General features: G+C 39.4%; 10 protein-coding genes and 2 pseudogenes. 4 read left to right on the plus strand and 8 right to left on the minus strand.

Features of this window, described 5'->3' with window-relative positions; genetic code table 11:
- Positions 1 to 97 precede the first annotated feature (97 nt).
- The 7 genes and pseudogenes from XBJ1_RS20765 to XBJ1_RS22015 all read right to left on the minus strand — a co-directional run.
- Positions 98 to 913 (minus strand): annotated as a pseudogene (locus tag XBJ1_RS20765) (ISAs1 family transposase); the annotation flags it as partial.
- A 273-nt stretch (positions 914 to 1,186) separates the two neighbouring features.
- Positions 1,187 to 2,761 carry an extracellular solute-binding protein gene (locus tag XBJ1_RS19055; protein WP_071822545.1) on the minus strand — a complete coding sequence of 525 codons (1,575 nt, stop codon included), beginning with the start codon at positions 2,759 to 2,761 and terminating at the stop codon, positions 1,187 to 1,189.
- A gap of 63 nt (positions 2,762 to 2,824) precedes the next feature.
- A complete protein-coding gene (locus XBJ1_RS09080) occupies positions 2,825 to 3,712 on the minus strand; it encodes an amino acid--tRNA ligase-related protein (protein ID WP_012988588.1) in 888 nt (295 codons plus the stop codon).
- A 15-nt stretch (positions 3,713 to 3,727) separates the two neighbouring features.
- Positions 3,728 to 4,114, minus strand: a complete 387-nt coding sequence (locus XBJ1_RS19825) for a GFA family protein (protein ID WP_012988589.1) — start codon at positions 4,112 to 4,114, stop codon at positions 3,728 to 3,730.
- Between the two features lie 17 nt (positions 4,115 to 4,131).
- Positions 4,132 to 4,983 (minus strand): DUF3865 domain-containing protein, encoded by an 852-nt coding sequence (locus XBJ1_RS09085; protein WP_012988590.1) that lies wholly within the window; start codon positions 4,981 to 4,983, stop codon positions 4,132 to 4,134.
- A gap of 17 nt (positions 4,984 to 5,000) precedes the next feature.
- On the minus strand, positions 5,001 to 6,359 hold the full coding sequence (locus XBJ1_RS09090) for a hypothetical protein (RefSeq protein WP_012988591.1): 1,359 nt from the start codon (positions 6,357 to 6,359) through the stop codon (positions 5,001 to 5,003).
- Positions 6,343 to 6,501: a hypothetical protein gene (locus XBJ1_RS22015; RefSeq protein WP_012988592.1), complete on the minus strand. Its 159-nt coding sequence runs from the start codon at positions 6,499 to 6,501 to the stop codon at positions 6,343 to 6,345. Before XBJ1_RS22015 ends, XBJ1_RS09090 begins: the two co-directional genes overlap by 17 nt.
- Before the next feature lie 272 nt (positions 6,502 to 6,773).
- Between XBJ1_RS22015 and XBJ1_RS09095 the strand changes: the two genes are divergently transcribed.
- Positions 6,774 to 7,811, plus strand: a complete 1,038-nt coding sequence (locus XBJ1_RS09095; protein WP_041573280.1) for an IS630 family transposase — start codon at positions 6,774 to 6,776, stop codon at positions 7,809 to 7,811.
- Between the two features lie 586 nt (positions 7,812 to 8,397).
- Complete coding sequence (locus tag XBJ1_RS09100) at positions 8,398 to 9,216, plus strand: alpha/beta fold hydrolase (RefSeq protein WP_012988593.1); 819 nt, start codon at positions 8,398 to 8,400, stop codon at positions 9,214 to 9,216.
- A 112-nt stretch (positions 9,217 to 9,328) separates the two neighbouring features.
- On the opposite strand, the pseudogene XBJ1_RS20770 reads toward XBJ1_RS09100, so the two are convergent.
- A pseudogene (locus XBJ1_RS20770) lies at positions 9,329 to 9,954 on the minus strand (ISAs1 family transposase); the annotation flags it as partial.
- A 429-nt stretch (positions 9,955 to 10,383) separates the two neighbouring features.
- On the opposite strand from XBJ1_RS20770, the gene XBJ1_RS19065 reads away from it, so the two are divergent.
- On the plus strand, positions 10,384 to 17,037 hold the full coding sequence (locus XBJ1_RS19065; protein WP_012988596.1) for an Ig-like domain-containing protein: 6,654 nt from the start codon (positions 10,384 to 10,386) through the stop codon (positions 17,035 to 17,037).
- A 152-nt stretch (positions 17,038 to 17,189) separates the two neighbouring features.
- On the plus strand, positions 17,190 to 17,369 hold the full coding sequence (locus tag XBJ1_RS09115) for an alpha/beta fold hydrolase (protein WP_230578764.1): 180 nt from the start codon (positions 17,190 to 17,192) through the stop codon (positions 17,367 to 17,369).
- The last annotated feature ends 246 nt before the right edge of the window (positions 17,370 to 17,615 follow it).

Below are 17,615 nucleotides of genomic sequence, written 5' to 3' on the forward strand. Positions count from 1 at the left end.
AGAGCGGGAATTTTTTGTTTTATTTAAAGAAATTCCCGCTATTACAGGTATGTTGTTTTTTATTTAAAGGGTGATGCTGTTTCTAAATATTATTTTATTTAATCACATTTAACGCCATTGGGTTAAAAAGCGCCATTTGTGCCGCGCCATCAGGGTCTTTGAGTGATAGAGCGTCTTCCCGAAAATACCCAATGCAGCTTGTTTTCCACCGACCAGTGCCTTCTTATTGCCTTGGCGGCAATTTCCGCATCTAACGGGAGAGAGCTGACATACCAGCGTGAATCACGGCAGGAAGGTTGACCTTTCACACTTCGTTTACTGACGATTTCAATCACACTTTGTATTGAAGGCCACTGTTGCTGAAGTTGCTCAGGTAATGCAGCACGGATTTGCATGACATGACGGAATTCTTTCCGTCCATGACTGCTATTTTTCTCTGTAAATTCAGCCCGTTCATCGTGGTCATAAGGTGCAGCAAAATGCGGTTTAACAAACTCATAGAATTTTTTTTGATTGCCTTTGAGGCCAACAATAAAATCCCCGCCTCGTTGGTTAATCAACCCAAGGGTTTCTTTCTGACAATGTAGGGCATCCATGGTGACAAGTGCACCATCAAGAGCAAGTCATTTAATCAATTGCCTGGCAACCTAGCCTTCCTTACCTTTGCTTTCGGCGGCACAATGGCCGAGGGCAACACCCGATTCAACATCATAAGCACTGACCACATGCAAGGCTTCAAACACTCTTTAAGCCATTCGATTTGTAACTCACCAAATTCTTGAATCGATTTCCAACCAGAAGCCCCACATAACACAGCAGAAAAGGCTAAGAAAATCACATCCATTAGCTCATGTTTTTTATTGATGTCAGAACGTGGGTCATCTATCTTCCTGATAAAGTTAAAAATACTCATTATTAAGATCACTGTTTATGGAATAATGTGATCTTACTGTTTTAATAATAGAAATGCTTATAAAAAGTCACGCCCTGATTTTTATTTAACATAAATAACCCCATCAAAATGTGAGATCTCGCCCTGCTTCCAATCTCCATCGAAGCCGTCGCTGCCGGCGGCGGGGTAATATTGGAAAGCACACCGAACCAGAAAACGAAAAAATGTGCCGCTAATGGCAAGACGTCCGGTTTAATTAATATGGGTGACACTGTCACGGAAACAACAATAAACTTATTTTAAAAGCTGTTGCCAGATATTAAGATACTTTTTTTGAACAAAAGGTGGGCACATGATCGAATGATCTGAATTTTTTAATACATGTTCAGGAATTTTAAGTTCAAGTGCATTTTTCATCCATGAGGGTAAAAATTTATCAGCCCCTTCTATGGTACTGTCATAGCCATGAAATGCAGAATTCAATGCGGCATTCTCAGGTTGCATAATAAAATTAAGAAATAATCTGGCATTTTCATAATTTTTCGATCTTTTAAGAATGACAAGATTATCACTGAATATTAATACACCTTCACGCGGAAAGCCAAACTGAATATGAGAGTTAATTCTACGTTGACGCAACGCTGCACCATTCCAGTCAATACCTGCTTTAAATTTTCCCGAAGCCATCATATTGACACTACCATATTCCATTGCGGCCCAATGTTTTTTTGCTTCAAGTAAGGTCTTCTTAACTTTTTCAAGTAATTTAGGATTTGAGTCACATATTTTACCCCCATGATAGCGAATGGCCGCATAAATAAGATCATTCATGTCTGAACCCACATTAATAGTACCAAATAATGATGTTGGCGGTTCTAAAACAACCTTCCATGTATTAATATCACCATCGTGAACATCTGTATGGACGACAGTGCCAACAACGCCCCAAGACCAAGGAATACCATAAGTCCGTTGCGGATCAGCAGGAGATGAGCGCCATCGGGGGGTAATATTTTTGAAATTTGTCATTGACTGAACATTAATAGGTTGCAGAAGTCCGGCGTTTATCCAGTGAAGCAAAAAATTATCCGCTACAACAGCAAGGTCAGCATTAATTTTTCCAAGCTGAATGCTTTCTAATGCTTCTTCATTTGATTTGTATTCTAATAGAGTAATGCTGATATTATGCTCTTTTTTGAATTTTTGGAGCATCTCTGGACTTGTATAACTTTGCCAATTGTACAAAACCAGTGAACTTTCAGCCTTTGCTATTCCTGAATAAGTTAACGAGAATGAAAATAGTATCAGAATTACGGATGATATCCGCAGAAAAATGGCAGTAAATCTACGTAAGTATTTATAGGAATGAATTAAGCTTCCGATAGATATCCATAATGTACCTATTGGTACTAAGATTAACAAAAAAATACCAAGCATAGGAAAAAAAGTATTCATAGATTTAAAAGTGCTTATCGGAATAAAAGTACTTACGAATAATAAGGCTTTTGGATTCAAAAATGTGGCTACCATAACATCAAGGAAATTTGTACTTTTATGGGCGGAAATATTTATTAAATTCATCTGATTATCTGTAAAATAATCTATTTTTAAGCTATACATCCATAATTTAAAAGCTAGCCACAATATATAAATCGCGGACAATAGCTTCACAAACTGGTATATCCAAGACAACGTCTGTGTCAGAGATAGCAAAAAAAATCCCCAAATTGCAATAGCCACTGTATATCCTATGGCTTCGGCAATAACGAGAATAAGAGATTTACTTAACCCTTGCTGTAACCCAGCTGATAAAAGTAAAGTATTTGTTGGCCCAGGAACGATTAAAACCAATGCGATAGAAAAGGCCATAATAAACCATTCATTGAATGTCACCATATAATGATTTCCGATAAATATTTCGTTATTTGAAAATTAAAAAGGAGAAAACGGACGCGAAGTTGCAAATGCAGATATTTGTTTTTCTCCTAATGCAACTTGACATAATCTTTCTATACCAATAGCAAATCCAGCGCTGGAAGGAGATACCAATTTATTTCTCATCATGGTACACATCACCTCATCTTCAGACCCAAACATGTTACGTTTCCGAGCCTGAGTTTCAAAACGCTCTACATCATCTTCGTCAGTATAACCATGAACAATTTCGATCCCATCAATCAAAATTTCGAAACGCTCGACGATTCCTTTTGTTCCTGTTCTTTTCTTTGCTCGTATCTCGGTGAGCAAAGGAAAATCCGTTACGATAATACAGCATTGTTGTGATAGAGGTTCAATATTCTCAATAATATAGCGATCAATTAGATTTAGCGGGGGAGTTTTTTTGTCACAATACATTTCTCGTAAACAATCAATAAATATTTCGGGAGCGGAACAATCTTCAAAAAAGTCAACTAAAAACCGTTGCTTAAGATGATCAGAAAACGATAATACACTTATTTTCCCTTGATAAAATATTTCTATTATTGATTGTGCAAGTTGAAGCATTTCATCAAGAGTAGAATCTTTTTTATATAAATCAAGCATTGTAAATTCTGGTAGGTGTGTATCATCCACTGTATCAGGCCGGAAACTAGGACCTATTTCATAGATACGATCATAGAATTGAAGATTGTAGCGTAAGGCAAAAGCCGAAGACTCTCTTAGCCAACCTCCATTATGTAGCGAGAGTCGTGGACGAGAGTCATCACCAGAATAACGGCGCATAACGGGAGTCATAATTTCAATAAATTTCTGAGAATCAAGAAAAGTGCGTATGCGGCGAATCATCGCCGCTTTATATAATATTGGAGAATTCAACATTTGCTTTTCTCTCTATTAGGATTGAGTATCGATTTTCCACCAACGGGGGCGTGACGATATAAATGAATGTGAAACTGGGCGAAGGTTTTTTTTGTTTTTACTATCAAAATTACCTAATAGCAGTCCGACTGTTGGGCCATCGTCTATTGCTCCTAGAGAACTTCCACATTGTGAGCAAAAAGCACGACTAGAATAGTCGGAAGAACGAAATACAGAGGGAACGCCACCCGGCCCATTCCAGTGGACTGCGGCTTTCGGAAATTCAATCCAACATAGAGTCAATGCCCCAGAATGTTGCTGGCACATAGAGCAAGAACATGTATGAGGATTACCAGCCTCACCTGTCGCTATAAATCGGATATGACCACAAAGACACCCACCAGAAAATTCAATTTTTTTCATATAATTACCCTAAAATGTTAATGACTGTAACAGTGATCTGTTCGGGTTAAATGATGAATCTCAACCCACTGATCAACAAAAGGAGTAAGCATTTGAAGGAAGCCATCCACAATCTGGGGTTGCTGAAAATGGAATAGATCTGCATCCCTGATGAATCTAGCAATACCTTCTTGATGCCCGCGTTCAACTGCTACATTATCAGTTGCAGCGCTATGAGTTTCATCCAAGTGCATTCGATAATAAAAATCAAGTTTTTTTAATGAATTTCCTGTTCCTCGACCAGTAATTTGTCCTAGACGATTGGTAATATCTTGTAAAAGTAGAGTTTCCGCGATAGCAATAGCTTCGGTTGCATAATACATGCCCAGTACCGTTGAAGGGCAATGAGACCACGTAAGTATGTCGATTAAAGAAATAAGAGCACGTGTTGAAGAAGTCCGTGGCATCCAGCCATTCACTCTAAAATTTACGTCCGCAATGAGTGCTCCGCTAAAAACAACATAGTGGGCAGGTAACTTTCCTCGTTCTCCACCTTCTTCCAAAAAGTTTCGTGTTAATTCTTGAGCAAACTCAGGACAAAAACCACGAATATTATCGGCTGCTCTTAATAACATAGTGGAATTGTAACGAGCAAATACAGAAAGCTCACCAATATATAATTTTGCTTCTTCCTGACTAAGATTTGATGGGTTTATGAGATCTTTAATTTGATTATAAATAATTGTAATCATAGGATCTAAATGTTTATCAATTAGCTCATTTCCATCAATTTTTGCTTTTCCTTCACTAATAATACTATTAATTAAATTTGCAGTAGAAATATTTTTATTCAGATAATCATCCACTAATGCTGGGAAATTTCTATACATTTTTTATTCCTTATTAATTAATGACAGAATAAACCACCTGTGCCTATTAATATTTTCAGTGAGGTATAAACATCTTCAGAATGTATTGTAATGGGTTGTCGAGTATTAAGTGTATCCAAAAGCTTTAAAGTCTCAGAACTGGCAGGTAATATTACACTTTTTGTTGCAATAAATACGCGAATTTCATCAGAAGAACAATTTAATCCATGCTCGTAACTAACAATAAATGGAGCCTGTAATGATACTTGAGAATCAGGATTAATGATTAAATCATTTTGATGTTCGGGTTCCTTTAATGGATCTGCACTTATAGTCGTAGGTAGTTCCCATCCTCCGTTACTACGAAGTCGATGCCAGTAATAGTGTAAGTATTTCGGTAGATCTTGTTGGAACCATTTATTTATTGTTTCTGTTAAAAGAGTTGAGAGTGGTTCTATATCAAATTGATTATTATCAAATTTAATTAATTCTGACATGCCTTCTTGATCAAAGGGAAGCGATTGTTCACTGAGAGCAGGAAGTATTTTTAATGCCATAAAACGCGACAATGGATAAGTATAAAATGGCAGTGCAATTGATACCGAAAATTCTTCTTGACGACCGACATGATAAACTGATGCTGGTAAATACAAGGCATCACCCGGCTTAAGTATATAAAGCGTTCCTTTTTCTATTAATTTATCATATAGTTCTGAATCTGAGAACGTGGGTTCGCGTGAGCCAGTTATTTCCAAATAAAGTTCTCTTGACCAACAATAAAAATACTTAATACCCGGTCCTAAATGACACAAAAATGCATGTTCAAAACCTTCGTGTATACCAAAAGCAGTACCAGAATAATTGCCACAAAAAGTTGCTTGTTCTATTCCACCAATAGGAATACCTTTATAAGCAAAGAAAGATTGCGCAAATAAGCCGAAATCAGCTGCTAGCTTTGGACAAGATTGCTCAAGGTTATTAATCACTAAACTGAAACGCTCTTTTCCACTTAATCGTTGCATGAAATGTGTCAACGTTTCATCCGATAATATGGTTTCAGATGATAATTTTTCGACAAGATCATCACGACGTTTTTCACCATCATAGATACGCAAGCGGCAATCAGTTTTTAGTAAATTAGATTTACTGCATAAATTATAAAATGCATCTTTAACAGTTTCATGATTGGAAAACCCCTCATTTAAAGGAAGAACTGACTGGAAAAGAAAAGGTGTCTTTCCATAATTTGTTTTTTGATCAAATCCTTCCCAAACTTCTTTGTGAAAATCAATTGTCATATTTTTATCCATTTCGTTTGTGAATGTTTTGAATATAGACAATAAGCCAGCTATAAGCTGGCTTACATAACTAATTATTGATTTAGTCAATAATAGCATCAGGACGAACACCTGTTTTCAAAGCGTCGGGACGAACACCTGTTTTTAGAGCGTCAGAACGAACACCTGTTTTCAAAGCATCGGGGCGAACACCGGATTTTAAGGCATCAGGACGAACACCGGATTTTATAGAACTATTCATATAGCCTCCATAATATAGAGTTGTTGTGTTTTATTAATTAAATGATTTTAATATTACGAGATAATCCTCGCAAAACATAATTTGGCATCATATTTACAATAAATCAACTTACGATTAATTTATTTCACCTACAAATTTATATGACATTCAGTAAATAATCACTGAGTTAAATGAAAGAAATTTTTATTTTAATTTTTTAATATATTGATATATATACCCGTCGTCATTGAAGATGCTTGATTTTTCATTTGTATCAGATCATGATTGCGCCCATGAAAATTAATCTAACAGATGCCCAAAAAGACGCCCTCGAATTGATGCATGATACGACTCGCGATGGACGAGTACGTGACCGCATCAAGGCCGTGCTTTTGGCCTCAGAAGGCTGGACTGCCCAGATGATTGCTCAGGCTTTGCGGATCCATGAAAGTACGGTGAGCCGCCATCTGAAAGATTACTTCTCTGAGGAAAAACTCGCCCCTGAAAATGGGGGCTCTGAAAGCCGTTTGTCTGCCGAACAAACAACAGAATTAGTTGAGTATCTGATGGCAAATTTGATGCACACTACCGCACAAATTGTGGCCTATGTTCGGGCACGATGGCAGGTGACTTTCACTGTCGCAGGAATGACGAAATGGCTTCACCGTCAAGGTTTCAGCTACAAGAAGCCAATGGGTGCTCCGCATAAATTTGATGCGGATAAACAGCAACAGTTTATTGAAACCTACAACGCGCTGAAAGAAGAATGTGGCCAGAATGCGCCTATTTTATTTATTGATGCGGTTCACCCGACCCTGTCCACAAAATTAAGTTATGGCTGGATGAAGAGCGGGCGGAAGCACGTCAAAGTGGTTGAAACCACAGGCAGTCGTACTCGACTCAACATCATGGGTGCCCTTAATTTACAACGGATTGAAGAGACTATTGTTCGTGAATATCCGACGATTAACGCGAAAAATGTCGTCCTTTTTTTCGGCTCAATCCGGGAAACCTATCCACTTTCGCAAAAAATCCACATTATTCTGGATGGTGCGGGTTATCACCGTTCCGGAGTCGTCCAATTTTTTGCCGAGGTTTTGAATATTGAGTTGCACTACCTGCCGCCTTACAGCCCTAATCTCAACCCGATTGAGCGATTATGGAAGTATGTGAATGAGCAGGTACGAAACAATGTCTATTTTCCGGATACCAAAACATTCCGTGAAACGCTGCGCCACTTTTTTCATGTCACATTGCCAGAAAAAGCGAAAGAACTCACCACTCGGTTGACTGATAACTTCCAGATTTTAAAACCCGCATCTTCAAGTTAATTGCGTATATGCTGAATAATATTATTTTAATCATTAGATATTCAAATAAGTCAAAAGATAATTTTTGTTGATAAAAATTATCAAAGGATATTTTAAGCTTTTAAATATCCTTTTTAGTTGTAAATCCATATTTAAGTTGATTGTAAAAACTCAATCAGAACATTATGTTTATTTTTAATTAAATTATTTTATTTTATTTTATTTTATTTTATTTTATTTTGCAATTTTAATAAATATTTTAATTTTTCATGATAAGTTAATTTCCTAATATATTATTTTATTTACTAGATTATAACAGTGATTTTCATGAAAAATTAAGATTTAGGGCAGTTAAAGTATTAAAGCTGGCATGGTATAGTTTATTATCCGATGTAATCAAGTAATCAAGATTTTTAAGCCAATGAATGGGAATAAAATTGCCTCTTTCATGTATCGCTACTGTCAGTGGGGGAGTTTTTAGAGCCCCCATTAAAAACCATTTTTAATGATATAAATAAATTATATATTAATATGGAAATCATTACTCCGGTAACATATTTTCTAATTTAGCAATTAATCTGTGATTGATCCTTGAGGAGATAGAATAATGGTTGCTACACATGATGATATTCAGACCCGTTATGCCAATATTTCAGTTCTCGATACTGGTGGAAGTGGGCTGCCAGTGCTCCTGATACATGGTAATTCAAGCTGTAAAGAAATTTTTCGTCATCAAATTGAATATTTAAAAGGGGACTATCGGGTTCTGGCATTGGATTTACCCGGCCACGGTAAATCTTCTGACGCCAGCGATCCGCGTGAAGCATACTCAATGCCCGGTTATGCCCGCACCATCATGGAAGTACTGGATAAGATGGACATTGATAAAGTCGTAGTCTTTGGCTGGTCACTCGGGGGGCATATTGGGTTGGAAATGCTGGCACTGAATCCTAAAATGATCGGGCTGATGATTTGTGGCACGCCGCCAGTGGCCGTTGGGAAAGAGAATATAGCCCGTGGTTTTTGTCAGAGCAAGCAGATGAGACTGACCGGTAAAGCGGAATTTACTGACGAGGATGTCAGAAACTTTGCCTGTGAGACAAACGGCGTCAATGCACCTCATGAACCGTTTATGATAGAAGCCGTGGCAAGAACAGACGGGTTAGCTCGGCAATATATGTTTGAAGCTTTTATTTCCCCTCAGGCGACAGATCAGAAATTATTGGCTGAAACCAGTGAAGTTCCTTTGGCTATCGTCAATGGTGTCGGTGATCCTTTCATTAATCACGATTATATTAATGGATTAAATTATAGAAACCTTTGGCAAGGTCAGGTGTTTAACTTGTCCGGTGTTGATCATGCGCCATTCTGGGAAGCACCAGATATTTTTAACCCGATTCTGGCTGAATTTTTAAAAGATCTTTAATAGCCTGATGAGAGCCAGAGCGGGAATTTTTGTTTTATTTAAAGAAATTCCCGCTATTACAGGTATGTTGTTTTTTATTTAAAGGGTGATGCTGTTTCTAAATATTATTTTATTTAATCACATTTAACGCCATTCGGTTAAAAAGCACCATTTGTGCCGCGCCATCAGGGTCTTTGAGTGATAGAGCGTCTTCCCTAAAAGTGACATCCAATACCCAATGCAGCTTGTTTTCCACCGACCAGTGCCTTCTTATTGTCTTGGCGGCAATTTCCGCATCTAACGGGAGAGAGCTGACATACCAGCGTGAATCACGGCAGGAAGGTTGATCTTTCACACTTCGTTTACTGACGACTTCAATCACACTTTGTATTGAAGGCCACTGTTGCTGAAGTTGCTCAGGTAATGCAGCACGGATTTGCATGACATGACGGAATTCTTTCCGTCCATGACTGCTATTTTTCTCTGTAAATTCAGCCCGTTTATCGTGGTCATAAGGTGCAGCAAAATGCGGTTTAACAAACTCATAGAATTTTTTTGATTACCTTTGAGGCCAACAATAAAATCCCCGCCTCGTTGGTTAATCAACCCAAGGGTTTCTTTCTGACAATGTAGGGCATCCATGGTGACAAGTGCACCATCAAGAGCAAGTCATTTAATCAATTGCCTGGCAACCGAGCCTTCCTTACCTTTGCTTTCGGCGGCACAATGGTCGAGGGCAACACCCGATTCAACATCATAATGCTACAGCCGTAATCCATATTGTGCCATGATAGGGCTTTTGGAAAATCTAGGTTTTAGTCCCGCTCTGTCCTGACGATTGACTGAATAGAATAGTCGGTTTCGTGCATGGCATCATTCCCGATAGATTGTGATAGTCCGTTAGTATATCTATATCTATATCTATATATATCTAATATCATTTGCACCCTGAATAGTATTGGATTGTTTTTAGTGAGAATAATCTGAATTTTCTCATTTTTATTTGTTTTTTTATTTTAATTTTTAATTGCAAATTCCACATTCTATTTGTTTAGTGTATCTTTATTAGTTCAAATTTTGTCAGATTTATTCATTTAGTTTATATGCTATTTTTTATGGATAAATTTATATTTATTTCTTAAATGCTCAAAAAATACATTCTCAAGGATAATTAATATTGGTCTAATTATGGATAAAGAATATAGAAAAAATAGCATCCTGAAACAAGGCGTTTTTATTCGTCGTGTTGCATGGTTTAATATTGTATTACAATCGTTTTTTCCCATTGCGGGTAGCATGGTGCCAGTTATATCTGCACGTGCTGATAATGAAATTCAGAGTATACCTTCTGATTTTGACAGCCGATGGCATATTATTCAGAAGAATGAATCGTTGGAATATATTGCCAAAAAATATGATTCGACAGTCAATGAAATAAAAGAAAATAATCTGTATTTTGTTTCTGCTGAGAATGACATGCCATTAACAGTAGGAAGCAAGCTGCTTATTCCGCCTAAAAATAAATGGCTGAATTCACCGAATCATCAAAATGAATCACAGATCAAGGAAAACCAATTCGCGAATATTGCAACACAGGCTGGGCGGTTTTTACAGAATAATCCTAATCGCGACTCCGCTGTTGAGCTGGCTCGTTCTGTGGCTACCCGTAAAGTGAATGCCGATATTGAACAATGGTTCAGGCAATTTGGTCATGCCCGTATTCAGCTAAATACCGATAAGAACTTTTCGTTAAAAGGTTCCCAATTTGATCTGCTTTTCCCTCTGTGGGATCAAAAAGAAAACCTTGTTTTTAACCAAACGAGTCTGCACCGGACGGATAACCGGACTCAGGCCAATTTGGGTATTGGCTGGCGTCATTTTGAGCCGGATTATATGTTAGGCAGCAATACTTTCTTTGATTATGATTTGTCTCGTCGTCATACTCGTGCAGGTTTGGGGGTTGAATATTGGCGCGATTATTTGAAATTGAGCGCAAATAGTTATTTCAGGTTGTCAGGGTGGAAAGATTCTCCCGATTTTGAAGATTACCAAGAACGGCCAGCCAATGGTTGGGATATTCGCGCCGAAGGTTATTTGCCTCAGTATCCGCAGTTAGGCGCAAAATTGGCTTATGAACAATATTATGGTGATCAGGTTGCTTTATTTGGTAAAGAAAATCGTCAGAGCCAACCTCATGCATTTACTGCCGGTTTGACTTATACCCCTGTACCCCTAATCACCATTGGCGCTGAAAAGAGGCAGGGAAAATCGGGAAAAAATGATGATAGATTAAATTTGCAGATAAATTATCAGTTCGGGGTACCGTGGCTCCAGCAAATATCCTCTGATGCCGTCTCACGGTTACGATCATTAGCCAATAACCGCTACGGATTGGTTGACCGTAATAACCATATCGTTCTGGAATATCAGAAAAAAGAGGTCATCTGGTTTCACTTGGATCAAACAATCAGCGGCTATGCCGGTGAAGAAAAACCGCTGAATATTTCGGTTTCTGCCAAATATGGCCTTGAACGCATTGATTGGGAACTTGCTGAATTAACGGCCAGTGGTGGCAAGATTGAAAATGACGGCGGTCATTACCGTATTTTGTTGCCAGATTATCAATACAGTCATGCCGATCCCACCTCTGTGGCTGCGACGGATGATCATAAGGTCAAAAATACCTATTCTGTTTCTGCCGTTGCTATTGATAAAAAAGGCAATCGTTCTAATTCTGTGCATATGCAGGTTATTGTTTCATCCGCTGCAATCAATACGGCTAATAGCTTATTTTCACCAGAAATAAGTGAATTGGCGGCAGAGGGGAAAAGTACGCAAAAACTGACATTAACCATCAAAGATAAAATGAATCAACCGGTTGATGTTAATGTCGAGGAAATAACACTTAAGATTGAATCCAGTCATAAAACCCGCGATTCTCATTCCAGTCAGGTTTCTGATTTCCAACGTATTGCGGTTGGGCAATATGTTGTCACCGTAACGGCAGGTACACGAACTGAAACATTGACACTGACGCCTTCCGTGAGAAATCAGGCGCTTGCAGCGACTAAAATAACGGTCAAAGCTGATGTTAAAACCGCTCATATCAGTGAGAATCAACTCACTATTGAACAAAATTCAGCAAAAGCGGATGGTCAGAGCGAAAATCGGATACAACTGGTTGTTAATGATGAGTTTGGTAATCCTGTTCCCGATTATGAGGTGAAGTTCAGTAGTGATGACGATGTAGACATTGGCAAAAGCGCGATCACCGATAAGAACGGCAGAATTACGATGCCTGTGAAAAGCGAGGTAGCCGGTTCCAAACTGATTAATATCACGGTGGGAGAACATGTCACTCAAGCTGAGGTTATTTTTGTTGCAGATAGTGATACCGCCTCTATTCAAAACAGTGACTTGATCATTACTCCCGCATTGTCTGTTGCGGATGGTCAGACAAAACAGACTATTACGGCAAAAGTGACGGATAAACAAGGAAACCCTGTTTCGAATATCAAGGTTATTTTCGAGGCTGATAATCAGGCGGTCATTGCAACGCAGGAAGTCATAACGGATGAGCAGGGAATTGCACAAACAACGATGACCAGTTTGAAATCCGGAACCGTCATGGTGACGGGAACGGTGAATCATAACCAAAATCAGACTCAGAGAAAAACGGAGTTAGTGGGGCACAAGGCTACGGCATTAATCAAAGAAGTGAAGACAGAAAGTGACCTGTACGTTGCTGACGGTAAAACATCGGTGACTGTGAATGCTGTTGTGACTGATGAGAATGGAAACCCGCTGCAATCAGTGGCCGTTGACTGGAAATCAAATCGTGATAGCAATTCGGTTGAAATTCATCAATCACAATCTTTTACTGATGAAAATGGGATTGCCCGTACGACCATTACCAGTAAAAAAGCCTATGAGGTGCAAATCACGGCCAGTACGAATGCAACTTCCGGCACTTCGACGCCTATTTTATTCAAAGCCGATCCTGATAATGGTGAAGTGACTGACTTGTCGCAAGGATTGCAACATGTGGCCAGTCCTGGCAGTAAGACAGAAATTAGCACCAGAATTACCGATCAATTTGGTAACCCTCTTCCGGGCGTAGAAGTCCGCTGGAGAACTGACAGCCCTGATGCCCATGTTACGTCTACAAGCATCACAGATGAGAATGGCAAAGCAAGCACAGAATTGGAAGCGGATAAAGCAGGAGATATAAAGGTATGGGCAAGCTTGTCCAATGGCAAGGAGGTTAGCACAGAGATAACGATTGTCGCAGATCAGCAGACGGCGGTTGTCACATTGGCCAGCGAGGGCAATAAGATGCAAGCCGTTGCTGATGATCAGGACAGTATCACGCTGATTGCGAAAGTGGTTGACGCCAATCAGAACCCGTTGAAAGGCATCCCTGTGACTTGGCACTCGTTATCCGCGAAGAATAAACTGCGTGACAATGTCAGTGATACCAATGATGCAGGAGAAGCACGTAATGTCATCTCAGGCACACGGGCAGGCACGACGACGATTGAAGCGGTACTCCAGAATAAAGGTAAAACGGATCTGAAGGTCACTTTTACCGCGATTAAACTGGGTGAAAATAACGTTAACCAAGATGATTTCCAAATTAACAGTAGTTTTAAATTAGTAAATCAATCTATTGTTGCGGATGGCTCAAGTAAGGCACAAGCGATACTGGTATTGAAAGATAAGTATGGTAACCCGGTTCCGGGCTATAACCAGAAAATAGCTTACTCTTCATCGAATAACAGCAGTATCACATTCCACAATCAGCAGGAGTCAGAACCGGGTATTTACACTGTGCTCATTGCCGGTAAGCAGGAAGGAACATTTCCTATTGATGCCCGGCTTGGGTCGCTCGAATTTAGTGATTCTCTGGGTTTTGTCGCAAATCAGACGACAGCCGAAATCGATACCGTGACCGTACTGAGGACAACAGCACTTCAAGCTGATGGTCTGGAAAACGTTACGATTCAGGCTCAGGTGAAAGACAGTAACGGCAATACCGCGTTGCCTGGTGTTTACGTTGGCTGGCAGACTTCATTGGGTACGTTGTCTTCACCATTGAGTCCGACCAACGAGAAGGGCATCGCTGAAATTACGCTATCGAGCAGGCAGGCAGGGAATGCACGAGTTACTGCGGTGCTGGGCAGCGGTCAAAAGACAGCAGATAACCCGGTAACGTTTATTGCGGGCGGTGTTTCTGGCGATAAATCCTCATTAGAGGTTTCCAAATCTATAGCGGTCACAGATGAGGATATTGTTCAGGTTAAAGTCATTGCCAGAGATGAGCATGATAATTTGCTGACGGGATTGCAGGATAAGATCGCAATGAGATCCACGTCCGATTTACAGATAACCGACGCTCCGGTATTTAAAGAAATTGAGTATGGTATTTATATTGCTGATATTAAAGGCAAGATTGCAGGGGATACGCAACTTATTGCAGAGATTGGTGGTACTGGGGTTAAACAGCAAGCCGAACTGACGTTGACTGGAAATAGTAAAACGGCGAAACCCAAGGATGCTGAAAACGCTATCGACGTAACATCGAATAAAATCATTGCAGGTAACAGTGTCACTTATTCCATCACGCTAACGGATTCTAATGGTAATTCATTAGGCAAAGGGATCCCTGTTTTTTGGTCGGCTGATGCAGCCAGTACGTTGTTGCAGCAAATGACTACAACAGATGAGCAGGGCGTTGCTCAAGTGACATTGCACCGCGATAAGGCAGGTACGGCGAAGGTGACGGCGTTATTGTCTTCAGGAGGGCAATATTTGGCACCGGCAGTGGAGTTTACTCCCGCTGACATTGACCCGGCGCATTCCACGTTTATGGCAGATAAGAGGCAAATTGGCTCTGATGCTAAAGAACAGGCAATACTGACAGTTAAACTGGCAGATAAGTTTGGTAACGCCATCAGTGGTAAAACCGTCAATATTCACTTGCCGAATCCGCTCAAGGGCTTTGTGGTAACGCCAACCCTGATGCAGGATAACGGTGATGGCACTTATTCTGCTTCAGCGACGGCGAAGAATAAAGGAAGCCAGGAAATTCAGGCGGCTGTGGAAGGAAAATCAATCGGTCAGTCATTAACTGTCTCAGTGGGCGCTATTACGCCAGATCTCCGTTTTGCCAATGCCACGCAACAGGTGACTTATACCAAACGTTATGCTCACTCCCAGAAAGTAGTAGATGGCGGGATACCGGCAGGGATACGTCAGATGTGGACGAGTTCTGCGGATGATGTCGCCACCGTTGATGATAGCGGTAAGGTTACATTGTGGAAAGCCGGGACAGCGACCATCACGGTACAGACAGGAACGAATGGTCAATATCATTCGTCTACAGCCAGCTATACATTGGAAGTTAAGAAGGCAACACCTCAATTGCAGCATCAGATCAAGCAGATTGTCGCTGTTTGGAATGATGGCAAAAATTATGCCGTCACGCCAAGTTTTGCAAATCAGGATGTGGATGCTCAGGCCTTATTGCAACAGGCGAATTTCTCCAGTCACAATAATGGTGTGGTGAAGGTAGATAAGCAGGGCAACCTCAGCATGGTGAAACCTGGAAACACCACAATAACCATCAAAACACCGGAAACAAATCAGTTTACGGCATCGACTGCTGATGTTGCGTATGTACTGAATAAGGGCAAGGTGGATATTTCTTTTGATGAGGCTGTTGTTCAAGATTGGGTAGCTGGAAATAGTAAAATACAACAACCATTCCAGTTACCTGTACATGCCAAGGAGCGTTGGGAGAGTGGTAATAAAGAAGTCATAGAAGTATCACGAGACGGGTTGTGGAGTAAAAAAGGTACTGGTAGTGCAACAATGACTCTATATGTAGAACAAAATGATTACTATATGTCCAGTCATGGTGGTTATGATGTTGAATTATATGATAAACCTGAGGTGGATATAAAATCGGTAGAATATCCTAATGAGGGAAAATTGGTCTCAGTGTCTTCTTCAGAGAACTGGACTCCAGCTTTCACCGATGATGGGATATCTATAACGTGGAATGCACTAAATTCAAACAAGTATAAACCGATAAATAAGATGAGAGTGGAGATGGAAGATGCTAACTCTGGGAAATTGCTTGATTATAAGGATTACACTTATCAGGAGATTTCATCTTCGAAGTTGCATAAAACTACATTTGTTCCTAAGCCTGAATATTTTGGAATTAGTGTTCGAATAAAATTAACCGCGAGGGGTTTTATTGGACTTAATACGGTAGTCAGTAGCAATAATTTACCCGTAAGACATCTTAAGCCACACCAGATATGGTCATCGGTAGAAGTCAGCTCACGGTACAACATTTTTGCTCTATTTTTCAATCTTTCAGAAGTGAAAACATGTCGAAGTCTTTTTATTGACAGGGCACATTCAATATATCTTGATGTAATTGATGGATATATTGATTTTGGAGGGAAAAAGTTACTTGTACCAATGTATGTTTCATATAAAGCCACTATTAGGAAATTTAAGGACTCTGATCTTGTTACACAAGATCTGGATAAGGCTAATCTTTCTGGGAATGCCAGTAGGGCAGCTTATAAGGCTAAAGTGATTGATGGAAATGACAATAAACTACTACCTGCGCACAGATTGATTCATGGTGATTGTTGGATGAACCATTCAGGTGGATACCGAATTAATCTGCATGTTAAATATGCAGGGGAAGAATATAAATATTTGGCTAAACGTACCCATGGATATGGAGGGAATGGGGATGGTGTATATGATTCTGATGGGAATCGTGACATAAATATAGATAACGAGTTTTATTTGGAATAGATAACGAGTTTTATTTGAATAAGCCTAAGCCGTAATTGAAGATGCTTGATTTTTCATTGTAATCCTTAAACCACCTCCTCGGGAGGTGGTGATTGTTCCTGTGAGGCTACATACATGCAGTGATCTGCGACCAAGCGCAAAGTGAAATTCCTTTGGCTATTGTCAATGGTGCTGGTGATCCTTTCATTAATCACGATTATATTAATGGATTAAATTATAGAAACCTTTGGCAAGGACAGGTGTTTAACTTGGCCGGCGTTGATCATGCACCATTCTGGGAAGCACCAGATATTTTTAACCCGATTCTGGCTGAATTTTTAAAAGTTCTTTAATAGCCTGATGAGAGCCAGAGCGGGAATTTTTTGTTTTATTTAAAGAAATTTCCGCTATTACAGGCATGTTTATTTTTTATTTAAATGCTAGTACTGTTGAAAGTATTATTTTGTTTATGTTTATATTTATATTTATATTTATATTTATATTTATATTTATATTTATATTTAATAGATAATATATAAATATATTTTTATCATAGAATAAATTGGATTATAGGTTATTTTATTTTAAACGTTTGAGAT

This window comes from Xenorhabdus bovienii SS-2004, from assembly GCF_000027225.1.
In the GTDB taxonomy this organism is placed as follows: Bacteria; Pseudomonadota; Gammaproteobacteria; order Enterobacterales; family Enterobacteriaceae; genus Xenorhabdus; species Xenorhabdus bovienii_C.

Coding starts and splice junctions, on each gene's coding strand:
- XBJ1_RS09100 (WP_012988593.1), top strand. CDS start 8,398: ATGGTTGCTACACATGATGATATTCAGACCCGTTATGCCAATATTTCA.
- XBJ1_RS09080 (WP_012988588.1), bottom strand. CDS start 3,712: ATGTTGAATTCTCCAATATTATATAAAGCGGCGATGATTCGCCGCATA.
- XBJ1_RS09095 (WP_041573280.1), top strand. CDS start 6,774: ATGAAAATTAATCTAACAGATGCCCAAAAAGACGCCCTCGAATTGATG.
- XBJ1_RS19825 (WP_012988589.1), bottom strand. CDS start 4,114: ATGAAAAAAATTGAATTTTCTGGTGGGTGTCTTTGTGGTCATATCCGA.
- XBJ1_RS19055 (WP_071822545.1), bottom strand. CDS start 2,761: ATGGCCTTTTCTATCGCATTGGTTTTAATCGTTCCTGGGCCAACAAAT.
- XBJ1_RS22015 (WP_012988592.1), bottom strand. CDS start 6,501: ATGAATAGTTCTATAAAATCCGGTGTTCGTCCTGATGCCTTAAAATCC.
- XBJ1_RS19065 (WP_012988596.1), top strand. CDS start 10,384: ATGGATAAAGAATATAGAAAAAATAGCATCCTGAAACAAGGCGTTTTT.
- XBJ1_RS09090 (WP_012988591.1), bottom strand. CDS start 6,359: ATGCTATTATTGACTAAATCAATAATTAGTTATGTAAGCCAGCTTATA.
- XBJ1_RS09085 (WP_012988590.1), bottom strand. CDS start 4,983: ATGTATAGAAATTTCCCAGCATTAGTGGATGATTATCTGAATAAAAAT.